At 56.5% G+C, this 19,959-nt stretch carries 18 protein-coding genes and 1 pseudogene; 13 read left to right on the plus strand and 6 right to left on the minus strand.

Annotated elements, in window-relative coordinates; genetic code table 11:
- The first annotated feature begins 22 nt into the window (after positions 1-22).
- The 10 genes from DSD30_RS08255 (at position 23) to DSD30_RS08300 (ending at position 10,987) form a co-directional block, all read left to right on the plus strand.
- The gene (locus DSD30_RS08255) at positions 23-535 is read left to right on the plus strand and encodes a TRAP transporter small permease subunit (RefSeq protein WP_114009155.1); all 513 of its coding nucleotides are present in this window, start codon (positions 23-25) and stop codon (positions 533-535) included.
- Positions 528-2,078, plus strand: coding sequence for a TRAP transporter large permease (locus DSD30_RS08260; RefSeq protein WP_114009156.1), 1,551 nt, complete (start codon positions 528-530; stop codon positions 2,076-2,078). The genes DSD30_RS08255 and DSD30_RS08260 overlap by 8 nt, the downstream gene beginning before the upstream one ends.
- A gap of 332 nt (positions 2,079-2,410) precedes the next feature.
- Positions 2,411-3,766, plus strand: coding sequence for an ABC transporter substrate-binding protein (locus DSD30_RS08265; RefSeq protein WP_114009157.1), 1,356 nt, complete (start codon positions 2,411-2,413; stop codon positions 3,764-3,766).
- A 102-nt stretch (positions 3,767-3,868) separates the two neighbouring features.
- Complete coding sequence (locus DSD30_RS08270) at positions 3,869-5,182, plus strand: carbohydrate ABC transporter permease (protein WP_114009158.1); 1,314 nt, start codon at positions 3,869-3,871, stop codon at positions 5,180-5,182.
- A gap of 12 nt (positions 5,183-5,194) precedes the next feature.
- Complete coding sequence (locus tag DSD30_RS08275; protein ID WP_114009159.1) at positions 5,195-6,031, plus strand: carbohydrate ABC transporter permease; 837 nt, start codon at positions 5,195-5,197, stop codon at positions 6,029-6,031.
- Positions 6,031-7,089 (plus strand): ABC transporter ATP-binding protein, encoded by a 1,059-nt coding sequence (locus DSD30_RS08280; RefSeq protein ID WP_114009160.1) that lies wholly within the window; start codon positions 6,031-6,033, stop codon positions 7,087-7,089. The genes DSD30_RS08275 and DSD30_RS08280 overlap by 1 nt, the downstream gene beginning before the upstream one ends.
- Positions 7,089-8,606 carry a glycerophosphodiester phosphodiesterase gene (locus DSD30_RS21495; RefSeq protein ID WP_157967612.1) on the plus strand — a complete coding sequence of 506 codons (1,518 nt, stop codon included), beginning with the start codon at positions 7,089-7,091 and terminating at the stop codon, positions 8,604-8,606. Before DSD30_RS08280 ends, DSD30_RS21495 begins: the two co-directional genes overlap by 1 nt.
- Entirely contained in the window at positions 8,603-9,646 is a 1,044-nt protein-coding gene (locus tag DSD30_RS08290) for a LacI family DNA-binding transcriptional regulator (protein WP_198662877.1), read from the plus strand. The genes DSD30_RS21495 and DSD30_RS08290 overlap by 4 nt, the downstream gene beginning before the upstream one ends.
- A complete protein-coding gene (locus DSD30_RS08295; protein WP_114009162.1) occupies positions 9,643-10,437 on the plus strand; it encodes an inositol monophosphatase family protein in 795 nt (264 codons plus the stop codon). The genes DSD30_RS08290 and DSD30_RS08295 overlap by 4 nt, the downstream gene beginning before the upstream one ends.
- A gap of 31 nt (positions 10,438-10,468) precedes the next feature.
- Positions 10,469-10,987 carry a nucleotidyltransferase domain-containing protein gene (locus tag DSD30_RS08300; RefSeq protein ID WP_114009163.1) on the plus strand — a complete coding sequence of 173 codons (519 nt, stop codon included), beginning with the start codon at positions 10,469-10,471 and terminating at the stop codon, positions 10,985-10,987.
- On the opposite strand, the gene DSD30_RS08305 is transcribed toward DSD30_RS08300, so the two are convergent.
- The 4 genes and pseudogenes from DSD30_RS08305 to DSD30_RS08315 all read right to left on the minus strand — a co-directional run.
- Positions 10,978-11,892, minus strand: coding sequence for a LysR family transcriptional regulator (locus DSD30_RS08305; RefSeq protein ID WP_114009164.1), 915 nt, complete (start codon positions 11,890-11,892; stop codon positions 10,978-10,980). The genes DSD30_RS08300 and DSD30_RS08305 overlap by 10 nt on opposite strands.
- A 173-nt stretch (positions 11,893-12,065) precedes the next feature.
- Positions 12,066-12,212, minus strand: a complete 147-nt coding sequence (locus DSD30_RS21500) for a hypothetical protein (protein WP_157967613.1) — start codon at positions 12,210-12,212, stop codon at positions 12,066-12,068.
- Between the two features lie 331 nt (positions 12,213-12,543).
- Positions 12,544-13,437, minus strand: a complete 894-nt coding sequence (gene iolE / locus DSD30_RS08310; RefSeq protein ID WP_114009681.1) for a myo-inosose-2 dehydratase — start codon at positions 13,435-13,437, stop codon at positions 12,544-12,546.
- A gap of 56 nt (positions 13,438-13,493) precedes the next feature.
- A pseudogene (locus tag DSD30_RS08315) lies at positions 13,494-14,360 on the minus strand (2-deoxy-5-keto-D-gluconate 6-phosphate aldolase domain-containing protein); the annotation flags it as partial.
- A 452-nt stretch (positions 14,361-14,812) separates the two neighbouring features.
- On the opposite strand from DSD30_RS08315, the gene DSD30_RS08320 reads away from it, so the two are divergent.
- The 3 genes from DSD30_RS08320 (at position 14,813) to DSD30_RS08330 (ending at position 17,775) form a co-directional block, all read left to right on the plus strand.
- Entirely contained in the window at positions 14,813-16,327 is a 1,515-nt protein-coding gene (locus DSD30_RS08320) for a CoA-acylating methylmalonate-semialdehyde dehydrogenase (RefSeq protein ID WP_114009166.1), read from the plus strand.
- A 154-nt stretch (positions 16,328-16,481) separates the two neighbouring features.
- On the plus strand, positions 16,482-17,360 hold the full coding sequence (locus tag DSD30_RS08325; protein WP_245418407.1) for a MurR/RpiR family transcriptional regulator: 879 nt from the start codon (positions 16,482-16,484) through the stop codon (positions 17,358-17,360).
- A gap of 91 nt (positions 17,361-17,451) precedes the next feature.
- Positions 17,452-17,775, plus strand: a complete 324-nt coding sequence (locus DSD30_RS08330) for a hypothetical protein (protein ID WP_114009167.1) — start codon at positions 17,452-17,454, stop codon at positions 17,773-17,775.
- Here the strand turns inward: DSD30_RS08330 and DSD30_RS21995 are convergent.
- Positions 17,772-18,830, minus strand: coding sequence for a cupin domain-containing protein (locus tag DSD30_RS21995; RefSeq protein ID WP_114009168.1), 1,059 nt, complete (start codon positions 18,828-18,830; stop codon positions 17,772-17,774). The genes DSD30_RS08330 and DSD30_RS21995 overlap by 4 nt on opposite strands.
- Positions 18,830-19,840 (minus strand): 4-hydroxythreonine-4-phosphate dehydrogenase PdxA, encoded by a 1,011-nt coding sequence (gene pdxA, locus DSD30_RS08340; RefSeq protein WP_114009169.1) that lies wholly within the window; start codon positions 19,838-19,840, stop codon positions 18,830-18,832. Before pdxA ends, DSD30_RS21995 begins: the two co-directional genes overlap by 1 nt.
- Between the last annotated feature and the right edge of the window lie 119 nt (positions 19,841-19,959).

Genomic DNA, 19,959 nt, shown 5'->3' on the forward strand with positions numbered 1-19,959 from the left:
CGGACTGAAGGAAAGGAACAGCATGGATAAGGTCATAATCGGCCTTGAAGCCGTCAATCGCGCCGTTATGGCCTTTGTGCGCTGGCTGGCCGTTTTGATTGTGGCGGTTCAGTTCATCATCGTTCTCGGACGCTATGTCTTTGGCGTCAATTCCATCGCCGCTCAGGAAAGCGTGCTTTATATGCACGCCACCCTCTTCATGCTGGCCGGGGGCTATACCCTGTTGATTGATGGGCATGTGCGGGTTGATGTTTTTTATGCCAAATTCTCCCCCCGCATCCGCGCCGCGATCAATATACTCGGCCATCTATTTTTGCTGATGCCCTCTATGCTCGCCCTGATCTATTGGTCATGGCCATCGGTCGCCAATTCTTGGGCCATTCTTGAAGGCCCCATTGCTGTTGGCGGCATCAAGGCGGTTTTCCTGATGAAATCCCTCATTCCCGCCTTTTGCTGCCTCATCATGCTGCAATCACTGGCCTGCCTTGTCCGCCATGTCAGAGAGCTGACCAAGGGGAGCATTGAGAATGGTTGACTATCTTGATCTCCTGATGTTTGGCACGCTGGTTGTGGCCATTCTGTCCGGCTTTCCTGTTGCCTTTGCCATTGCAGGCACCGCCGTCATCTTCGCCTATCTCGGCTGGTCCGTTGGTGCGATGGACATCAAGCTGCTTGGTGCACTCGGCCAGCGGGCCTTCGGCCTTCTCTCCAATCAGGTGCTGATCGCCATTCCTGTCTTTATTCTGATGGGGGCAATCCTTGAGAAAAGTAGCGTCGCCGAACGGTTGCTCGAAACCATGGGCAGCCTGTTTGGCTCCATGCGCGGGGGCCTTGGCATCTCTGTCGTGCTGGTCGGCGCCTTGCTTGCCGCTTCCACCGGCATTGTCGGCGCGACCGTGGTGGCGATGGGCATGATCGCCCTGCCGACCATGCTGCGCACCGGCTATAACAAACCGCTCGCCGCAGGCATTGTCTGCACCTCGGGCACCTTGGGTCAGATCATCCCACCTTCGACCCTGCTGATCATCCTGTCCGACGTCATGTCAAATGCCTATCAGCAGGCCCAATATGAACAGGGCAAATTCACCGTCGAAGCCCTGTCGGTGGGCCAATATTTTGCGGCAGCGCTTGTTCCCGGCCTGCTGCTGGTCATGCTTTATCTGATCTATATCGTCATTCGCGCCAATCTGCGGCCCGACGACATGCCTCCCGTCTCCACCAATGGCGAACGCCCCAGCTGGAACACGGTGTTTGAAGCCATCATCCCGCCGATCCTGCTGATCTTTGCGGTGCTCGGGGCCATTCTGGGTGGGGTAGCCACCCCAACCGAAGCCGCATCCGTCGGGGCGGTTGGTGCCTTGCTGATGGCAGGCCAACGCTATGGCATTTCCCGCAAATTGATCATTCTTGGCGCGGCGGCCTTCCTGCTGGCAGGCATTCTGTCGGGCTTTCATCCGGTCCGTCTGCAAAGGGACAATCTCGACGTCACCGATATCGCGCTAGGTGCAGCCAATATCATTCTGCTGGTCATCGGCATCATTGCTGCGGGTATTTGCCTGCGGCGGGCCATGCGTTCTGGCATGATGCGCGAGGCCGCCACCTCGACCACCACCATGACGGCAATGATCTTTGCCACGATCCTTGCCGCCAGCTTCTTTTCGCTGGTCTTCATTGGTCTTGGCGGCGAAGAGCGTGTGGCCGAGATCCTCAAGCAAATGCCCGGCGGTCCGACCGGAGCCCTCTTCTTCACCATGCTTCTGCTGTTTGTCCTCGGCTTCTTCCTCGATTTTGTCGAAATTGCCGTGATCGTCCTGCCTCTGGTCACCCCGCAGCTGATCCTGATGGGACATGATCCGGTTTGGCTGGGCATTCTCATTGCCATCAACCTGCAGACCAGCTTCCTGACCCCACCCTTCGGCTTTTCGCTGTTCTACTTACGCGGCGTGGCACCAGATGACGTGCGCACCATCGATATCTATCGGGGAGTCTTGCCCTTCATCGGCCTGCAGATCGTTGGCATTCTCCTGATCTGGTCGATGCCATGGATTGCCACCACATTGCCGTCCCTGATTTTCTGACCGCAAACAGGCACAACTGGCAAACACACTGATTTAAAAAGACAAAACCAGAGGAGCATTGAGCGTGCTCCTCTGGTTTCTTTGTGGTCAGGGCTTGGCTTCTGGCACGGCAACCTCCATCCCCCACAACGCGAACCCACACTTTTTGCCTGAATTCAAGCGAATTATTCAAACTGGCATAGAACTGTAGTCGGGTTGTCATAAAAACTGTGTAGGGTAATAATTGCACACGCGTGCAAGACCATAACAACAAAAATTTGCACACGCGTGCACATTGTTTCTGAACATATCGTTTCAAACAGGTGACAACACACTCTCGGAGGAATAACCCGATGCAGATCACCAAGACCCTCAAGGTTGCTGCCCTTACCACAGCTCTTGCCCTCTCCGGCACCGCAGCTTTCGCCAAGGATTTCACCATCAGCGTTTGGGCTGGTGGATCGAACCAGAATGACGCTTACCGCGCTGACGCCATTGAAATGGCCGCCGACATTCTGACCCGCGAAGCTGCGATCCGCGGTGAGGAAATCAATATCACCGTCGAGAAAAAGCTGTTCAATGACGGTTGGGACAATTTCAAGCAGGCCGTCACGCTGGCCGCTGAATCCAAAACCGCTCCACACATCATTGTCACCTCTCATGCGGACATTGCCCCATGGTCCCAATCCGGCCTGATCCGTCCGATCGAGGATTATGTCGATCTTGATGCGTGGCCGCTTAATCAGATCTATGACAATCTGCTCGAAATCACCTCCTATAATGGTCAGGTCTGGGGCATTCCGCAGGATGCCGAATCCCGTCCATTCTTCTTCTGGATCCCGCATCTGAAAGCCATCGGCTACAGTGACGAACAGATCGAGGACCTGCCAGCCAAAGTCGAAGCGGGCGAATATACCCTCTATGACATGCTCGAAGACGCCAAGAAAATTCAGGACAAGGGCCTCGTTGAAAAGGGCAAGGGCTTCTCCCCTCGCGTCTCCAACGGCCCGGATTACTGGCAATTCTATCAAAGCTTCGGCGGTGAAATGCTCGACAAGGAAAGCGGCAAGCTGATCTTTGACAAGCAGGCCATGACCGACATGTTCCAGTTTTTTGCCGATGCGGTGAAAATGGGCGTCACCTCTGCCACCCATCTGGGCGGCGACTGGGGCCAATGGTACAACGAAGTCGCCAACGGCAAGGCCGGCACCTGGCACGGTGGCACCTGGCACTATGCCCGTTACACCGGCAAGGAAGGCCTTGATGATTTCTTCGGCAACATCCAGTTCTCCCTGATCCCGACTGGCAATGACAAGGGCCACGCCAACACCATCACCCATCCGCTGACCTATCTGATCTCCAGCACCGGCGATGATGAAGTGGCAGAAATCGCAGCCCAGCTGGTCGCCATCGCGTCCGAGCCACGAATCAACACCCTGCATGCGATCAAGTCTGCCCATTTGGGCATTGGCCGCGAACAGTCCAGCATTGCGCTCTATGCCAACGACCGTTGGGCGTCTGAGGCCACCGACCGCCTGCTCGGCCATGCCAGCGCCATGCCAAACAACACCGATTTCGGTGCCTACTGGCAGATCATGTTCAAGGGCCTTGAGGCCGCTTGGACGGGCCAGAAGTCGGTTGCGGATGCGGTCGCTGGTGTGGAAGCAGACATCAAGTCTTCCATGGCCGATGCCGTGATCATCAAATAAGGCAGCACTGCCTCTCCAGAGGCGTCGGGTGCATCAAGTCGTGCCCGGCGTCCCCTTCTCGCTTTGACGCAACACTTCTGTCGCACCAAGGAAGCACGAGACATGCGCGCCCGTACCAGCCTCCTGGGGCTTGGCTTCATGACGCCAGCCCTGATCATGGTCCTGACCTTTTTCCTTCTGCCGGTGATCTTGACCGCCGTTTTCGCCTTCACCAACATGTCCACCGCTACGGGCATCAGCGGTGGCGACTATCTGCTCTCGCCCACCACGCTGAAGGCAATGAAAGAGGACGATCGTTTTGACCCGCCCTTGCTTGAGGCGCTTGGCAGCACCTCCTATCGAGTCGATGCCGCCGCGCTGGAAAAAGCCAAGAGCGAGAAATTGAAAGCCGCTTTCCTCAGGGAAATTGAAAAGGAACTGAAGGGCAAGCGGTTTCAGTCGCGACGCCAGATGGAACGCGCCCTGAAGAAGCTGAAATCCCGGCCACGCAGCATCCGCGCCCTGAAGCAAGCGACGGAACCCTTTTCCCGCTCGATCCTCAATATCCGCTTTGACAAGGAAGGCGACCTTCTTGCCGCTCTGGATGAAATCGGCATTGAGGCCAGCGACAGCCAGAAGAAGGCCATTATCGCCCACAGCTATACCGGATGGAGCTGGACGAGCGACAATTTCACCACCTTGCTGCAGAAGCCCGGCACCTGGACCATTGCCTTCAACACGTTGCTCTATGTCTCCTTGACCCTTTGCTTCAATGTTGGTTTCGGGTTGTTCCTTGCCATCACCACCTTCTACTTGCCCGCCGGACAGGCCGGGTTTTTCCGCGCTGTCTGGCTGCTGCCACGCATTTCGCCGCCGGTTCTCTATGTGTTGCTCTGGAAGTGGTTTACATGGGATGGCGGTTTCATCTCTACCATTACAGGCTGGTTCGGCGCTCCCGCTTTCAACTTCATGCTTGGCTCAATCTCCAGTGCATGGACCGTGGTCATTCTGATCAACGGATTTGTTGGCGCATCTCTGGGCATGATCCTGTTTTCCTCGGCAATCAAGGCCATTCCCACCACCATGCTCTATGCCAGCGAAGTGGATGGGGCTTCCCGCTGGCAGCAAATCCGCCGGATCATCCTGCCACAATTGCGCTGGCCAATCCTCTTCATCACCTCCTACCAGACCCTCTCTTTGCTGACCTCGTTCGACTATATCCTGCTGTCGACTGAAGGCGGCCCGGGCGGTTCAACCACCCCTTGGGCCTTGGAGGCCTATTTCGTGGCGCTCAACAATTATGCGGGCAATCTGCAATATGGCTATGGCGCGGCGATGGCCTTGGTGCTGGTCACGGTGGGCATCAGCCTGTCGCTCCTCTATCTGCGGCTGTTCAAGTTTGACGATCTCGTCAGCAAACCGCGCATTGAAAACTAGGGAGCTGGCATCATGTCTCATCAAACCACACGCAATTACCAGAGCTGGCCGGTCCTGTTGATCCTCGCCCTCTTCTCCTCACCTATCCTGATCATGTATGTCTATCTCTTCATAGACACGATCTCCAACACCGAACCGGGGTCGCTGATCCCGTCCGAATTCACGCTGGAGCATTGGCGCTTCCTGTGGGAGACCGACACCGGCACCACCAATATCTGGGTGGCCACGCGCAACACCCTGATCTTTGCCTCGACCAACACGGCGATCATTCTCAGCGTGTCCCTGACCGCGGGCTATGCGCTCTCCCGGCTCAACATGCCCTTTCGCGCCTTCTTTCTGGCAGGAGTTCTGACGCTCCACGCCTTTCCCACCATCACCTTGGTGATCGCCCTCTTCATCGTGCTGCAAATGGTCGGTCTCTATAACACCCTGATCGGGGTCATCCTGATCAAATCGGCCCTGATGCTGCCCTTTGGTATCTGGGTGATGAAGGGTTTCTACGACACCGTGCCATGGGAAATCGAAATGGCGGGGGTTCAGGATGGCGCCCATCGCTTCACCGTCTGGCGGCGTTTGGTGCTGCCGCAAATCCAGCCCGGCCTGATTGCCCTTGGGGTCTTTGCCTTCCTTGATGGCTGGAGCGAATATATCCTGCCACAGATTTTCGCCCCCAGCGCCAATGTGCAGGTCCTGTCTGTCTATCTGGCCTCATTGATTGCCGATGACCAGAAATTCGACTTCAATCTCTTCAAATCGATCGGGCTCTTCTATGTCATCCCGGTCATCATTCTCTATCTCATCTTCCAGAACAAACTGATGAATATCTACGGTGGAGGCACAAAAGGCTGATGCGTATCCTTCTCGACAAATTCTCCAAACGCTTTGGCGACGTCACCGTCATCGACGAAATGGATCTTGAGATCAAAAGCGGCGAAATGATTGCCCTGCTTGGCCCGTCGGGGTGTGGCAAGTCCACCACTCTGTTCGCCATTTGCGGGATTCATCAGGTCAATGCAGGGCGCATCCTGTTTGGCGACAAGGATGTCACGACCACCACCGCGCAAGCCCGCAATGTCGGCGTGGTCTTCCAGAATTATGCCCTTTATCCGCATATGAATGTGTTTGACAACATCGCCTTCCCGCTGACCGTGCGCAAGGATGACAAGGCAACCATCAAGCGCGAGGTCGAGGCCATTGCAGCGCTCGTTCATATCAGCGAATTGCTGGAGCGCAAACCGGCCCAATTGTCCGGTGGCCAGCAGCAGCGCGTGGCTCTGGCTCGCGCTTTGATCCGCAAGCCCGACGTCCTGTTGCTCGACGAGCCCCTTGCCAACCTTGACGCCAAGCTGCGCCTTGAAATGCGCTCGGAAATCCGCCGCATTCAGTTGGAGACCGGCATTTCGGCCATTCTGGTGACCCATGATCAGGTCGAAGCCATGTCCATGTGCGACCGTATCGCCATCATGAATGATGGCAAAATCCTCCAGATTGCCACTCCCAATGACATGTATAACAACCCGGACACGGATTTTGTCGCTGGATTCCTTGGCAACCCACCGATTGCCTTTTTGGAAGGCCAAGCGGTCGATGGCCATTGCCAACTGGCCGACACCGACATCCGCCTGCCACTGCCGGAGCATCTGTCCGGCCTCAATGGACATCAGCCGATCCGCCTCGGGGTCCGGCCAGAGCTGGTCGGCAACAAAGACGGCACCGCGGTGTCTGGTACCATCAGTTTTGTGGAAACACAGGGCCGGGAAAATCTTTATGACATCACGCTTTCAAATGGCGCCATTATCCGCTCTATTCAGCATGTCCGCGACGATGTAAGGCTTGGTGACGCGGTCACATGGCCGATCGATTGCAGCAAGATGCTGGTCTTTGACCAGAACGGAACCCGACTCTAATGACATTTGCCAAAAAAATCGCTGCCCTAGGCTGGCCAAATAGCCGTTTCGATGGACCGGCCATCATCGGCCATCGCGGCGCGTGCCACCACGCCACCGAGAACAGCTTGGATGGCTTCGTGCTTGCCAGCAAACTCGGGGCCGATATGTGGGAGTTGGATGTGCGCCTGACAGCCGACGGCACATGTGTCGTCAGCCATGATGATGACCTGTCCCGTGTCTTTGGGGTCTCGGCAAAGCTCTCCGAGTTGACCATCGCCCAATTGGAAGCACTGGAGGGAGTACATGTCCCCACCTTTGATGAGGTGATCACCCTGGCGATCCTGCTCGAAGCAGGTCTCTATATCGAGATCAAGGCAGATGGTGCTGGCCCGGCGGCTTTGGCTCTGTTGCAGCAAAGTGGCTTTACCTATGCGGCGCTCGGCTCTTTTGATCCCACCCATGTCGCACAACTCGCCGCTCTTGATTGTCCTTATCCCCTGTCGGTACTGGTGCGCATCGGCGACGATCCGTTCGAACAGGCGGCCAATGCCAGAGCGGATGCCATTCATCCCTGCTGGGAACGCGCCTCCGACCGACCAGACCAATTGCTGACCCCTGATCTGATGCAGCGGGCCAAAGACACGCAGCTTCCAATCATTCTCTGGCATGAAGAACGACCGGACGTCATCAAAGCCGTCATGGCGATGGATGTGTTTGGCGTCTGCACCGACCGGCCCGAGTTGCTGGTGCCCTATCCCGGCTCGCCCTCCCGCCCAACACCTCTACCCAAAGGCCCTGAAGTGGTCTGCCATCGTGGGGCCAACAAGCTCGCCCCGGAAAATACCCTGCCCGCTGCCTTGATGACCTTCGAGCAAGGCTTTGACTGGCTGGAACTCGATATACGCCAATCCTTGGATGGAGACCTGTTCGTCATTCATGACGAGACACTGGACCGCACCACCAATGGACGCGGCCCTGTCGCCAGCCACAGCGCCGAGCAATTGCGAGCCCTTGATGCTGGCAGTTGGTTTGATCCTCGTTTCACCGGCACCAAAATTCCGACCTTTGAAGAGATCATCGATCTGGCCAAGGCACATCAAAAAAATCTCTATGTCGAGATCAAGCAGGCCGACCCGGCCAAGGTGCTGGATCTCATCAAGGCCAAGGATTTCATGGCCCATTGCTTCTTCTGGAGCTTCAACCGTGCTCTGAGCGATGAAGTCCGACGTCTGGCGCCCGATGCCCGGATCATGGCCCGCACGCTCGATTTCCCGACCATTAGCGAGGCCATCACCAGCGTCGGGGCCGAGATCATCGAGGTCAATATGGCCGAGGAGCAAGTCGAGAAGAAAGCCACCAATATACACACCAGCGGAGCCAAGCTGATGCTATGTTACAACGGCTCGGACCGCACGGTGATGGAGCGCATGCTTGCCCTTGCCCCCGATCTGGTCAATCTGGATCAACTCAATCTCTGGAAAGAAGTCTGGTATCAGGCCCAGAGGCGACATGCGAAAGAGACAGTGGCCCCATGAGCGATAGCAGCGACGAACAGGACAGCATCAAGCCGGTCACCTCAGTGGATGTTGCCAAACGGGCGGGCGTGTCCCGCTCGGCGGTGTCGCGCACCTTCACACCTGGCGCATCCGTCGCCCCAGCAACCCGCGAGCGGGTGCTCAAGGCGGCAGATGAATTGGGCTATCGCGTTAATCAACTGGCCCGCAGCCTGACCAACAAGCGCTCCGATCTGGTCGGCATTGTCGCCGCCAATATGGACAATCCCTTCCGCGCCCAGCAGGTCGAGCATATTGCCCGTGCTTTGGTCAATGAGGGTTACCGCCCAATCCTGTTGCCCGCGGAGGCCCATGAAGATCCGCGCCGGGTCATTGGCATGCTGCTCGAATATAATGTGTCCGGTGTCATTGTCACCTCCGATACCCCGCCGCAAAGCATCTGTCAGGAATGCGTCTCCCTTGGCGTGCCGATGGTGCTGGTCAACAAGGCTGAGATCGACGCCAAGGTGGACCGGGTTCTGCTCGACAACCACAAATCCGGTGCGCTGGCGGCAGACTTTCTGATCCGTCACGGCTGCCACCATCTCGCGGCCATAGGCTCGGAGAAGCCATCCTACTCTCTTTCCATCCGTCTGGAGACTTTTGAGAAAGCCGTCAGGGCATCCGGCACCCTCAGCAGTGGCCGCTACACAGCGGCCTTCCAGAATTATGAGGGTGGCTATGAGGCTGCCCGCAAATTGTTCGAGAGTGGCGTTGCGGTCGACGGCATTTTTTGTGTCACCGACTATATGGCTCTTGGTACCCTTGACTATATCCGCCTGCACACAGATAAACGCATCCCGGAAGACATCCAGCTGATCAGCTGCGACGACATCCTGCAAGCAGGCTGGGCGGGCTACAATCTCACCACCATCCGTCAGGACACAGAGGAAGTTGCCCGCCGGGTGGTGTCCACCCTGACCTTGCGTTTTGAACAACCGACAGCCCTGTCGCAGACCAACATTGTCGATGTTTTCATCGTCGAGCGCGGCACAACAAAAACAAGTGGAACGACCGAATGATCGAAGAGCGTTATGCGCTGCTGCAAACCCTTGCGAAAGAAGCTGGGCAACTGGCGCTGAACCATTTGCAGGCCCTGAAGGACAATCGCTTCCCCATTGAAGTCAAGGGGCCGCAGGATTTCGTCACCAAGGCGGACCGCGATGTCGAAACCTTCATTCGCACCAAACTCAAAGAGGCCTTCCCCGAAGATGGCTTGCTGGGCGAAGAGCACGGTCTGGAAGCGGGCAGCAACGGCTTCACCTGGGTCATCGATCCGATTGATGGCACAGCAAACTATATCCGCAGCATCGATCAATGGGCCATTTCCATCGGCCTCGTATCGGCTGATCGCATGGAAGCAGGCGTCATATATGACCCTATGCGCGATGACCTCTACCGTGCAGCCGCCGCACAAGGCGCCTTTCTCAATGACAGTCCGCTGGCCAAAGCCAAGACGGAAGCTCCAACCGACCCGATTTTGATTCTGGGTCGCTCCAAGCGCAAACCCTTTGACTCCTACCTCAAGACCTTGTCTTTCCTTGAGAGCAAAGGCATCGAATATCGCCGCTTTGGCTCGGCCGCCATGGGGCTGGCGCTGGTCGCAACCGGACAGGTGGATGGTTATTTCGAGGCCGATCTCAATCCGTGGGATTGCATGGCCGGCCTGTTGATCATCAAGGAGATGGGCGGAGTGATCGCCGCCGGGGAACAGGCCTTTGAAAGCCTCCAAAACCAGCCCATCTGTGCCGTTCATCCCTATATGAGAGACGAAATGACCGCGCTGCTGGCCGTGATTGCCGAGATCGAGTGATAAAACGGATGCCGAAGGGAAAAAACCCTCAATGCAGATCAGCGATGTCATAGGCCTTTTGCACCTTGTCGAGCGCCATGACATCACGCTCTGGATCGATGGTGGCTGGGGCATTGATGCCCTGCTCAAACGGCAAACCCGACCCCATGGGGATCTCGACATCGTTTTAGAAACCCGCACACTGCCCCGCCTCATCGCGCTTCTCTCTGAAGAGGGATTTCAAAGGCTGGAAACACCAGATTCCCGTGACTGGAATTTCGTCATGGGCGACCTAACGGGGCGCCGAGTGGATTTCCATGTCATCACGCTCGATGATCGGGGCAACGGTCTTTACGGTCCCGTCTCTGGCGGGCAAGCCTATCCCGCTTCCGCGCTAGAGGGCAAAGGACAAATTGGAAACCATCCGGTGCGCTGCATCTCGGCGGCCTATCAGGTGGCTTCGCATGAGGCGGGCTATCCACTGCGCCCTCAGGATTATCAGGACATGCAGGCCTTGTGCACGGCCTTTGCCCTCCCCTTACCGGACCGCTTTTTGCCGCCTCAAGCGTGAGGAACAGACAGCACAGCTCCGATTTCCTCGGCAATCAGATTGCGCATCCACCCATGGGCCTCGTCCTTGTGATGGATCGCATGCCAGCACAATTGATAGCAATTGTTATGGGGCGGCATCGGCAAGGAACGATAGGTTGTTGCATAGCGTTGCTGCGCTTTGACCGCGACATGTTCGGAGACGATCAGCAGAAAATCACCACCAGAGACAATTTCAAAGGCCGCGGAGAAGAACGGCACCACAAGTGCCACACGCCGCGTGAGTTTCTTGGCTTCCAGAGTGCGGTCAAAGAAGCGGTCCTTGTCGCCACCACTGGTGATCAACACAAAAGGATAATCGAGCAACGCTTCAAGTGTGAGGTCATCTAGTCTCGAAAGCGGATGGTTGTCGGCCATCAGACAGACCGACCGATCGCCACCCAACGGCACCGAATGGACATTCTCTGGCAATGTCGGATTGGCCAGACAGACAAAGTCCAGATGCAACTTGCCCAACTGTCCCATCCATTCCGGTTTCATCATCTCATAGACAACATCCACATCGGGCGCCTCATAGGTCAGCCGCTTGGCAATGGCAGGGAAATGGAACTGCGCCACATAATCCGTGCTGGCAAACCGAAACTGACGCTGGCATTCATGGGGCCGGAATTCGCTGACCTGTGTCAGGGAGTCGATGTCAGTCAAAATGCGCTGCAATTTTGGCAACAGCTTCTCTGCTTTGACGCTCAACCAGTAGACATTGCCTTCCCGGATCAGCAAAGGGTCGTTGAAATAGTTGCGCAGCTGGCTCAATTGCTTGCTGATCGCCGACTGCGTCAGGAACAGTTTGTCCGCCGCACGGGTCAAGTTGCGCTCTTCAAGCAGGATGCGCAAGGTCAGCAATTGATTGAGATTGAGGCGTTCCATATGAGTTTTCGGACACTGAAGGCAGAAGCACTATTCCCCGGAGGAATAGAGCATTCGCATCTCCCTTTCAATGGCCTATAAGACGAGGCTTTTGCCATTGGCACGGAGCCATAAAACGCAAAAGGCCCGCCCAGTAGGACGAGCCTTTTCATGCAAATGAACGCTTCTTCCGATTACCACAAGGCAGGTTCCAGAAGGGATGCGGGAAGGGTCCGAACGGGTGTTGGACGGTTTTTTGCGTCATAGGCCAGCTCGTCGACATAGAAATAAAGGGCAGCCATGAACGGGCTGGCAAGGACAAGGCTCAAGATCAGAAACATGGGATCACTCCAGGCAAAGGGTCTGCCGTCTACCCCTCCCTAGGATGCGACATGACTGTGAGTTAACACAGCTTCCTGTCAGGAAAGAAGTGAATTACATTCCCGAATGCTATGCCTGAAATTCATAGGCTTCATCCTTTCGCTAGGCGCAAATTACGCGACGTAAACTGACAATTACGCGACGTAAACTGGTAGATGCATTTTTAGCCCATATTTCTGCCAAAACACGAAAAACCCCGCTGCAGGAGAACAGCGGGGCTTGGCCTTTTATCCAAAAGCTTTTGTGACGACAGTCCACATGAGGCTGATCTTGACTGCGCCTTTCGGCCCCTTATGGAGCGACCTTGTATCCAGCAGCAGCCATCACGCGCAGCAATTCCTTGTGGCCTTTGACCGCCATGTCATAAGGCGGATTGGCGACCGGATCCTGCTCGGCTTCCACCACGAACCAGCCTTGATACTGTTTCTCGGCCAGCAACTTGGTCAGCGCCTCAAAGTCCAGAGATCCATCGCCGGGCACAGTGAAGGCCCCCTTGACCACCGCATCAAGGAAGCTTTCCTTGCTGCGATCAAGCCCATTGATCACATCCATCCGCACATCCTTGGTGTGGACATGGGTGATGCGGGCAAAGTGATTTTCCACCACGCGGAAAATGTCACCGCCAGCAAAGGCCATATGACCGGCATCAAACAGCAAAGGCACAGAGCTGTGTTTCATGAACAGATCCAGCTCAAGCTCGGTTTCCACTGCTGCGGCCATGTGGTGATGATAGGAAATCGGCATGCCCTGCTTGCCGCACCAATCGGCAAAGTCGGACATTTTCCGACCATAGACTTCCATCTCGGCTTCGCTCAATTTTGGCTTCTCAGCCAATGGTGTGTCCTTCAAACCCTGCACCGAGCGGGCGGTTTCGCCATAGACAATGCAAGGGGCATTGGCTGCCTTGAAGAAGGCCATCTGTTCGGCGATGCGGTCTTTCTCGACCTGGATATCGCCATCGAGCAGCAGACCGGAGAACCAGCCGCCACAGACCGAAATGCCGTAGCGATCAAGGATCGGCCCCAACTCTTCCATGTTCATCGGGAAACGACGCCCGGTTTCCATGCCCGTAAAACCGGCATCCGAGGCCTGACGCAGGCATTCCTCGAGGCTTACGTCATCGGACAATTCTTCCAGATCATCATTCCACCATGCAATTGGGGCAATCCCCAGTTTGGCTTCCAACATCGTCTCTACTCCCTGACGTGTTTCAATAAGACAAGCATTTGACTTGGTTCAATTTATACCCGCGCACGGGCCCGATCCCAGATGGAACAAAGGCGCTCATAGCGTGCTGCCATTTGCAGAACGGCCTCCCGGTCACTCATTTGACCGATCATCCAAGCCCGGGCAGCGTCGCCAAAGATCGAGCGACCGACAGCAAAGCCCTTGACCAGCGGAAAGGCAACAGCCACCTCGAAAGACGCCGCCAGGTCAGCTTCCGGCGCATCCAAACCCAGCACCACGATGCCGCGCACATTGGCGTCATTCTCTTCAATAGCACTCACCGCATTGGTCCATGCTGCAGCATCAACCATCGGCTCAAGCTTCCACCAATCGGGATAGACACCAATCTCGTAAAAGCGGCGGATCAGCTTGGCGGTGGTGTCGGCATCGACCGGCCCGACCTTGGATGGGATCACTTCAAGCAGGAAGTCCAGCTTGTTGGCGCGGGCCGACAAAAAAAGCTGTTTGACTGTGGCTTCCTGTGTCGCCTGCATCTCGGCATCATCATCAGGGTGGCAGAAACAGAGCACCTTGACCACATGCTCCCCGGCCCATTCCGACAGACCAGCCCCATCGGGCCCCACTTGCGGTTCCAGTTCCAACGGCCGCGATCCCGGCCATTCGCATGGACGACCGATCCACAACCCGGAGCCCGTTGCCTTGTCGAGCGCATCCATGCCAATCCGCGCGTCACACAGAATGCCAAATCCATGCGCCCCGTGCTGCACCTTCAGGGCCGCTTCCAGACAAAGCTCCTTGAACCGCCCGCCTTTTTCAAGGCTATAGCCTTCCATTTCTTCGAGCTGCATGCGGTGATCGAAGGCGAAAGTCCGCAGATCGCTCCAATCCACCTCACGTTCGGCAGGACAGCGCAGTTGCTCTGGCAGTTCCGAATTGATGCTCATGTCAGTTCCTTTGCAAATGGTCTGAGCGCAGCCCTCTCGCCGACAGCTCCAACGGTTTGGTGCGCCTTCCTCAATCAGCCATCTCCCCCGGAAATTTTGTCCCCCTCAGGGTGGGCATCGCCTCGGCCAAAGCACACAAAGTCCCGATAAGTAAATGCTTGTAGACAGGATGGGTCAAGCCAAAATGAAATATATTCACCGATCAATTTAATTTATGAAATAAATATTTCATTTTTGACTTGGCTCAATTTCATCGAGCCTTGACGCGCCTATCGCTGGTGCATGTTGCAAAAGGGAGGGGACCCCTAAGGAGGATGAACCGTGCGGCCTATTGCGCCCACTGCCACGCCATCCCCCGGGCCAGACCCGAACGCCCCCTGCATCAAAGTGCTTTTGGCAGCGTCGCTGTCTGACTGGAGGATCCTAGGATGGAAGTTAAACGCCTGAAATTTTGCGTCGACAACGAGTGGCGCGAGTCGAAAACCAAAAAATACATGCCAGTGATGAACCCATCGACCGGTCAGTTGATCGCCGAGGCCCCCTGCTGCACGCAGGATGAGGTGGATGCTGCCGTTGATGCCGCATCGGCTGCCTTTCCTGCATGGCGCGACACGCCACTGCCGATCCGCATCCAGTTGATGTTCCGTTTCAAGCAACTGCTTGACCAGAATCTTGATAAACTGACCGAACTGCTCGCCACCGAGAATGGCAAATGCCTTGGTGAAGCCCGCGGTGATGTGCTCAAGGCCATCGAAGTGGTCGAATGCGCCTGCTCCAGCCATTATCTGATGCAGGGCGACACCTGCATGAATGTCGCCAACGGCTATGACACCGTCTCCTATCGCGAACCACTGGGCGTTTTTGCAGCCATTGCCCCTTATAACTTCCCGGCCATGATCCCGATGGGTTGGATGATTCCATTCTGCATCACCACCGGCAACACGGTCGTGTTGAAAGCCGCCTCCATGGTGCCGCAGACCGCGTCGCGCATGCTGGAACTGCTGATCGAAGCAGGCCTGCCAAAAGGCGTCGTCAACATCGTCACCTGCTCACGCGTTGAAGCCGACACCCTGCTCAAGCATCCGGTCATCAAGGGTGTGACCTTTGTTGGCTCCACCTCGGTCGGCATGCATATCTATCAGACCGCAGCCGCCCACGGCAAACGGGTGCAGGCCCTGACCGAAGCCAAAAACCATGCCCTCGTCATGGAAGATTGTGTTCTGGAACGCTCTGTCGCTGGCATCATCAACTCCACCTATGGCTGCGCCGGTCAGCGCTGCATGGCGCTGCCTGTTATCTGTGTGCAGGAATCCATTGCTGACGAATTCGTCGCCATGCTGGTTGAAAAAGCCAAACAGCTCAAAGTCGGCCCGGCTTACCTGCCAGACTCCCAGCTCGGCCCACTTGTGTCCGCTGGTCAGAAAGAATTTGTCGAACGCTCCATCCAGCGCGGTGTCGATGAAGGTGCCGATCTGGTGCTAGACGGTCGCGGTGTCGCGGTTGAAGGCGCAGAAGGCGGCTTCTATGTTGGCCCGACCATCTTTGACAATGTCAAACCGGGCATGTGGATCGGCGATGAAGAAATCTTCGGCCCGGTCACCTGCATCAAACGGGTCAAGGATTTCGAAGAAGGCCTGGCCATCATGAATGCCAACCGCTTCGCCAATGGCTCCTGCATCTACACCACTTCGGGCCGCCTTTCGCGCGAATTTGCCCGCCGGACCGATGGTGGCATGGTCGGGATCAATGTTGGCATTCCTGTGCCTTACTCAATCTTCCCATTCTCCGGTCACAAGCAGTCCTTCTTTGGCGATCTGCATGCGCTCGGCAAGGACGGGGTGGCCTTCTTCACTGAAACCAAGTCTGTCACCTCGGTCTGGTTCTCCGAAGAAGACGCCAAGAAGTCCGTTTCCACCTGGGACGGCACCCTGACCAGAAACTGATCAATCCATCGGAGGGGAGCATCGCTCCCCTCTTTTTCTTTCCTGATGGCATACCCAAAGAGAGATCATTGCCGAAAGTTGTTCTGGCAATCCCTTCGACGGTTCAATATCTTGGGGTAAATCCTTACTCTGCAGACCATCAGGACCGCCCAAGATGAATGCTGACATGCCCGCTGCCAAAAATGTAACCGAATTGCTGGAACAGATCCGCACCGATTATGACGGGCTGAGCAAGCGCCTGCAGCAGGTTGCCCATTATGTGACCAACAATCACAATAGTGTCGCCTTTGACACCATCGCGGTCATTGCCGAGAAGGCGGAAGTCCCTCCCTCCACCATGATCCGGTTTGCCAACAGCTTCGGCTTTACCGGTTTCAATGACATGAAGCAGCTGTTCCGTGACAAGCTGTTGGAGGAAACGCCGAGCTATACCGAGCGGGCCAAAATGACCAAAGCCTTCGTGGCCGAGGCAACCCCTGCGGACCGCTCGCGCAAGATCCTAGCCGACTTTGCCGATGCCACGATTCTGTCCCTTCAAAACGTAACCGAATCCATTCCCGCCGAAAGCCTGCAAAGAGCCATTGACCTGCTGGCAGAGGCCCGTAGGATTTACATTGCCGGGATGGGCCGCTCCTTCAGCCTTGCAGTCTCCTTGCGCTATGCGCTTTATCATCTCGAACGCAGCGTGGTGATGATTGACGGGTTGGGCGGCATGCATCGCGAACAAATGGGCAGGATAGCCAACGACGATGTGCTGGTCGCCATCAGCTACGCGCCCTATTCAAACGACACCCGCGCCGCAACGGAGGCCGCCAAGAAAGCAGGCGCCGGGTTGATTGTCATCACGGACAGCCAGATCAGCCCCATCGCCACTTTGGGCGATGTCTGCTTTGCCATTGACGAACCCCATATCGACGCTTTCCGCTCGACCGCTGCCACCCAGTGCCTGATCCAGTCCATCGTCGTGGCTCTGGCCTATCAGATCAGCAACAAGGCCCCGGAACCAGACACAATGCCCCATAAGGGCAACTGATTTCATCACTCCTCCTTCCCGGCACCCGATTGAACCAGAACGCCCCAAGGAGCGTCATACAATCATCAGCCGCAAAATGAAGGATCGCCGCATGCACAAGATCGAACTGCACATTATCGGAAGCCTACCGCCTCCGCGCTCTGTTGCCTTTGCCCTGTGGGGCGAGGATTGCGTCTTTGACTCGTTTGGTGACGCCTCCCATCCTGACGACACCAACTGGCGTGCATTGATGCTGTGCCTGAGACGCCCAAACCTCGAGACAGGCTTTTATCACTCAGACGAAAGCACCCGCATTGACATCACCCCGAGCAAAAGCGATCGGGACCGGGTGATCCTGTCCTCTCTTTCTTTGGAACTGATCGACAAGATCTGTGTGTTTCTGAAAGACCAAAAGGCCATCAGTCGCAAGGCCTAGATGCTTTCAAGCACCTCGCGGCGGCGCTCATCCTCAGCCGTGCCGGTATTGACCGTGCTGGCCGGTTCCAGCAAAACCACCTCGCATATATCGGTCAGCGCCACCGGGCAATGCTCGACCCCATGCGGCACAACGATGAATTCCCCTTCCTCGACAATCTCTTCACGGTCCCGGAAGCGCATCAGCAGCCGTCCACGATGAACGAGAAACAACTCGTCTTCCTTTTCGTGGAAATGCCAGGTGAAGGCCCCTTGGAACTTTGCCAGCTTGATCTGCATATTGTTGACCTGACCGGCCACCCGTGGAGCCCAGCAATCGGAAAAGCCACCGAAAGCCAGATCGAGGCTTTTCTTGCCGAATGGCGACAGATGACCATTGAGCGCCGCAACATCGCGCACAATCGCCGCCAGTTGCGCTTCCACCGGTTCTGATGAACCAAGATACGCCCCGTCAAGCGCCGCCGTGCCGATGGTAAAGCCCGCCGCCCCGGTCTTGTGAACCGCCGCGATGCGGTCCTTGTCAGCAATCGAGCCAGCGACAATCACCGGCTTGCCAGCCGCCTTGCAAACCGCCGAAATCAGCGCCGGAATATCCGGCAGCTGAGCCCGATAGGCCAGCAGATCAAGCCCATGCACCCCGTCATGAGCGGCCATGATGCGGGCGCTTTCGGCAATCTCCTCAATTGTGCCCTCCAGCACGCTCGGATGGCCCGTAATGTGGCCGGGGAATGGGAAATAGGCAATCGCGCTGCCCGCAATCACCGGCAACACATCTTCCACCCGCGTGCCACCAAGCAGCACATCAACGCCAATATCAACCGCTGCCTTGGCCGAGCGGATTTCGCTCTCCCGGTCCAGCGACACCACCTCAAGATAGGATGTCGCCCCCTTGGCCTTGATCATCTGATTGAGTTCCTTCAAAGCCGGGATCGGCAGTCCGATATCCTTGAAGCCAATATGGCGCACGCCCAGCGACAGGGCGGTGGCGAGATGATCAACCGCGTCCTCAACCGTCCGGTCATCGCGGGTCAGCATGAATATAAATCGAAGGCCCATCAGACTTTCTCCTCGGCTTTGGTCCGTGTGGCAATCAGAGTACGGGCATAATCAATCGCCAGCGACAGGCTGCTTTCATCGGCGATTCCCTGCCCGGCAATGTCAAAGGCGGTGCCATGGTCGGGCGAGGTGCGCACAAAGGGCAGGCCAAGGGTGATATTGACCCCCTTCTCGACGCCAAGATATTTGACCGGAATCAGCCCCTGATCATGATATTGCGCCACCACCACATCAAACTTGCCACGCCGCGCAGCCATATAAACCGTGTCTCCCGGCCACGGACCGGACACATCCAGCCCCTTGGCACACATGGCTTCAATCGCCGGGGCAATGATGTCGATTTCCTCACGGCCAAACAGCCCGCCTTCCCCGGCATGGGGATTGAGGCCCGCCACTGCAATGCGTGGCTTCTCGATACCCAGAGCGCGGCAACCCTCATGGGCCAACTGAATGGCATTGATCTGGGCGGCATAATCGCCGCGCCGAATGGCATCAAGCATCGAGCAATGGATGGTGACCAGAACCGTACGGATTTCGTTATTGGCCAGCATCATAGCCACCCGGTCCGAGCCACCGAAGGCAGCCAGCATTTCCGTATGGCCAGGGAAATTAACCCCTGCAGCCGACAGCGCTTCCTTGTGGATTGGTGCGGTGACAATGCCAGACGCCTGCCCAGTCTTGGCCAGTTCGATGGCTTTGACAATCGCGTCAAACGCCGCCTTGCCGCTGGCAGCATTTATTTCACCGACCGGAAAGCGGGCATCCGCCTCTCCGGTTTCGAGCACATCCACCACCCCGTCTTGCAACAGGGCGTCAGCGATATCAGAGATTGGATTGACCCGCAGCGACAGGCCCTGCGCCTTGATCGCCTCGGCAATCACTCCCGCATGGCCCGCAATCACGCAATCCGCATTCTTGCTACCATTCGCTCCACCAAGGGATTTTACCGAAATTTCAGGGCCGATCCCGGACGGGTCCCCCATAGTGATGATCAAGGGCGCGTGGGTCATGGGTCCGTTCCTTATGAGGCTATCATCGACCAGATGTTGACAAGAATTTTGCCAACACATTCAGCGACCTGAACTTTAGACTGAGAAGCATCCCCCTTCAAGTCATGGTTGCTTGTCGC

The organism is Cohaesibacter intestini (assembly GCF_003324485.1).
In the GTDB taxonomy this organism is placed as follows: domain Bacteria; phylum Pseudomonadota; class Alphaproteobacteria; order Rhizobiales; family Cohaesibacteraceae; genus Cohaesibacter; species Cohaesibacter intestini.

Excerpts from the sequence above, each read along its gene's own strand:
- DSD30_RS08255 (WP_114009155.1), top strand. The coding sequence starts at position 23 with ATGGATAAGGTCATAATCGGCCTTGAAGCCGTCAATCGCGCCGTTATG.
- DSD30_RS08260 (WP_114009156.1), top strand. The coding sequence starts at position 528 with ATGGTTGACTATCTTGATCTCCTGATGTTTGGCACGCTGGTTGTGGCC.
- DSD30_RS08265 (WP_114009157.1), top strand. The coding sequence starts at position 2,411 with ATGCAGATCACCAAGACCCTCAAGGTTGCTGCCCTTACCACAGCTCTT.
- DSD30_RS08270 (WP_114009158.1), top strand. The coding sequence starts at position 3,869 with ATGCGCGCCCGTACCAGCCTCCTGGGGCTTGGCTTCATGACGCCAGCC.
- DSD30_RS08275 (WP_114009159.1), top strand. The coding sequence starts at position 5,195 with ATGTCTCATCAAACCACACGCAATTACCAGAGCTGGCCGGTCCTGTTG.
- DSD30_RS08280 (WP_114009160.1), top strand. The coding sequence starts at position 6,031 with ATGCGTATCCTTCTCGACAAATTCTCCAAACGCTTTGGCGACGTCACC.
- DSD30_RS21495 (WP_157967612.1), top strand. The coding sequence starts at position 7,089 with ATGACATTTGCCAAAAAAATCGCTGCCCTAGGCTGGCCAAATAGCCGT.
- DSD30_RS08290 (WP_198662877.1), top strand. The coding sequence starts at position 8,603 with ATGAGCGATAGCAGCGACGAACAGGACAGCATCAAGCCGGTCACCTCA.
- DSD30_RS08295 (WP_114009162.1), top strand. The coding sequence starts at position 9,643 with ATGATCGAAGAGCGTTATGCGCTGCTGCAAACCCTTGCGAAAGAAGCT.
- DSD30_RS08300 (WP_114009163.1), top strand. The coding sequence starts at position 10,469 with ATGCAGATCAGCGATGTCATAGGCCTTTTGCACCTTGTCGAGCGCCAT.
- DSD30_RS08305 (WP_114009164.1), bottom strand. The coding sequence starts at position 11,892 with ATGGAACGCCTCAATCTCAATCAATTGCTGACCTTGCGCATCCTGCTT.
- DSD30_RS21500 (WP_157967613.1), bottom strand. The coding sequence starts at position 12,212 with ATGTTTCTGATCTTGAGCCTTGTCCTTGCCAGCCCGTTCATGGCTGCC.
- DSD30_RS08320 (WP_114009166.1), top strand. The coding sequence starts at position 14,813 with ATGGAAGTTAAACGCCTGAAATTTTGCGTCGACAACGAGTGGCGCGAG.
- DSD30_RS08325 (WP_245418407.1), top strand. The coding sequence starts at position 16,482 with ATGAATGCTGACATGCCCGCTGCCAAAAATGTAACCGAATTGCTGGAA.
- DSD30_RS08330 (WP_114009167.1), top strand. The coding sequence starts at position 17,452 with ATGCACAAGATCGAACTGCACATTATCGGAAGCCTACCGCCTCCGCGC.
- DSD30_RS21995 (WP_114009168.1), bottom strand. The coding sequence starts at position 18,830 with ATGGGCCTTCGATTTATATTCATGCTGACCCGCGATGACCGGACGGTT.
- pdxA (WP_114009169.1), bottom strand. The coding sequence starts at position 19,840 with ATGACCCACGCGCCCTTGATCATCACTATGGGGGACCCGTCCGGGATC.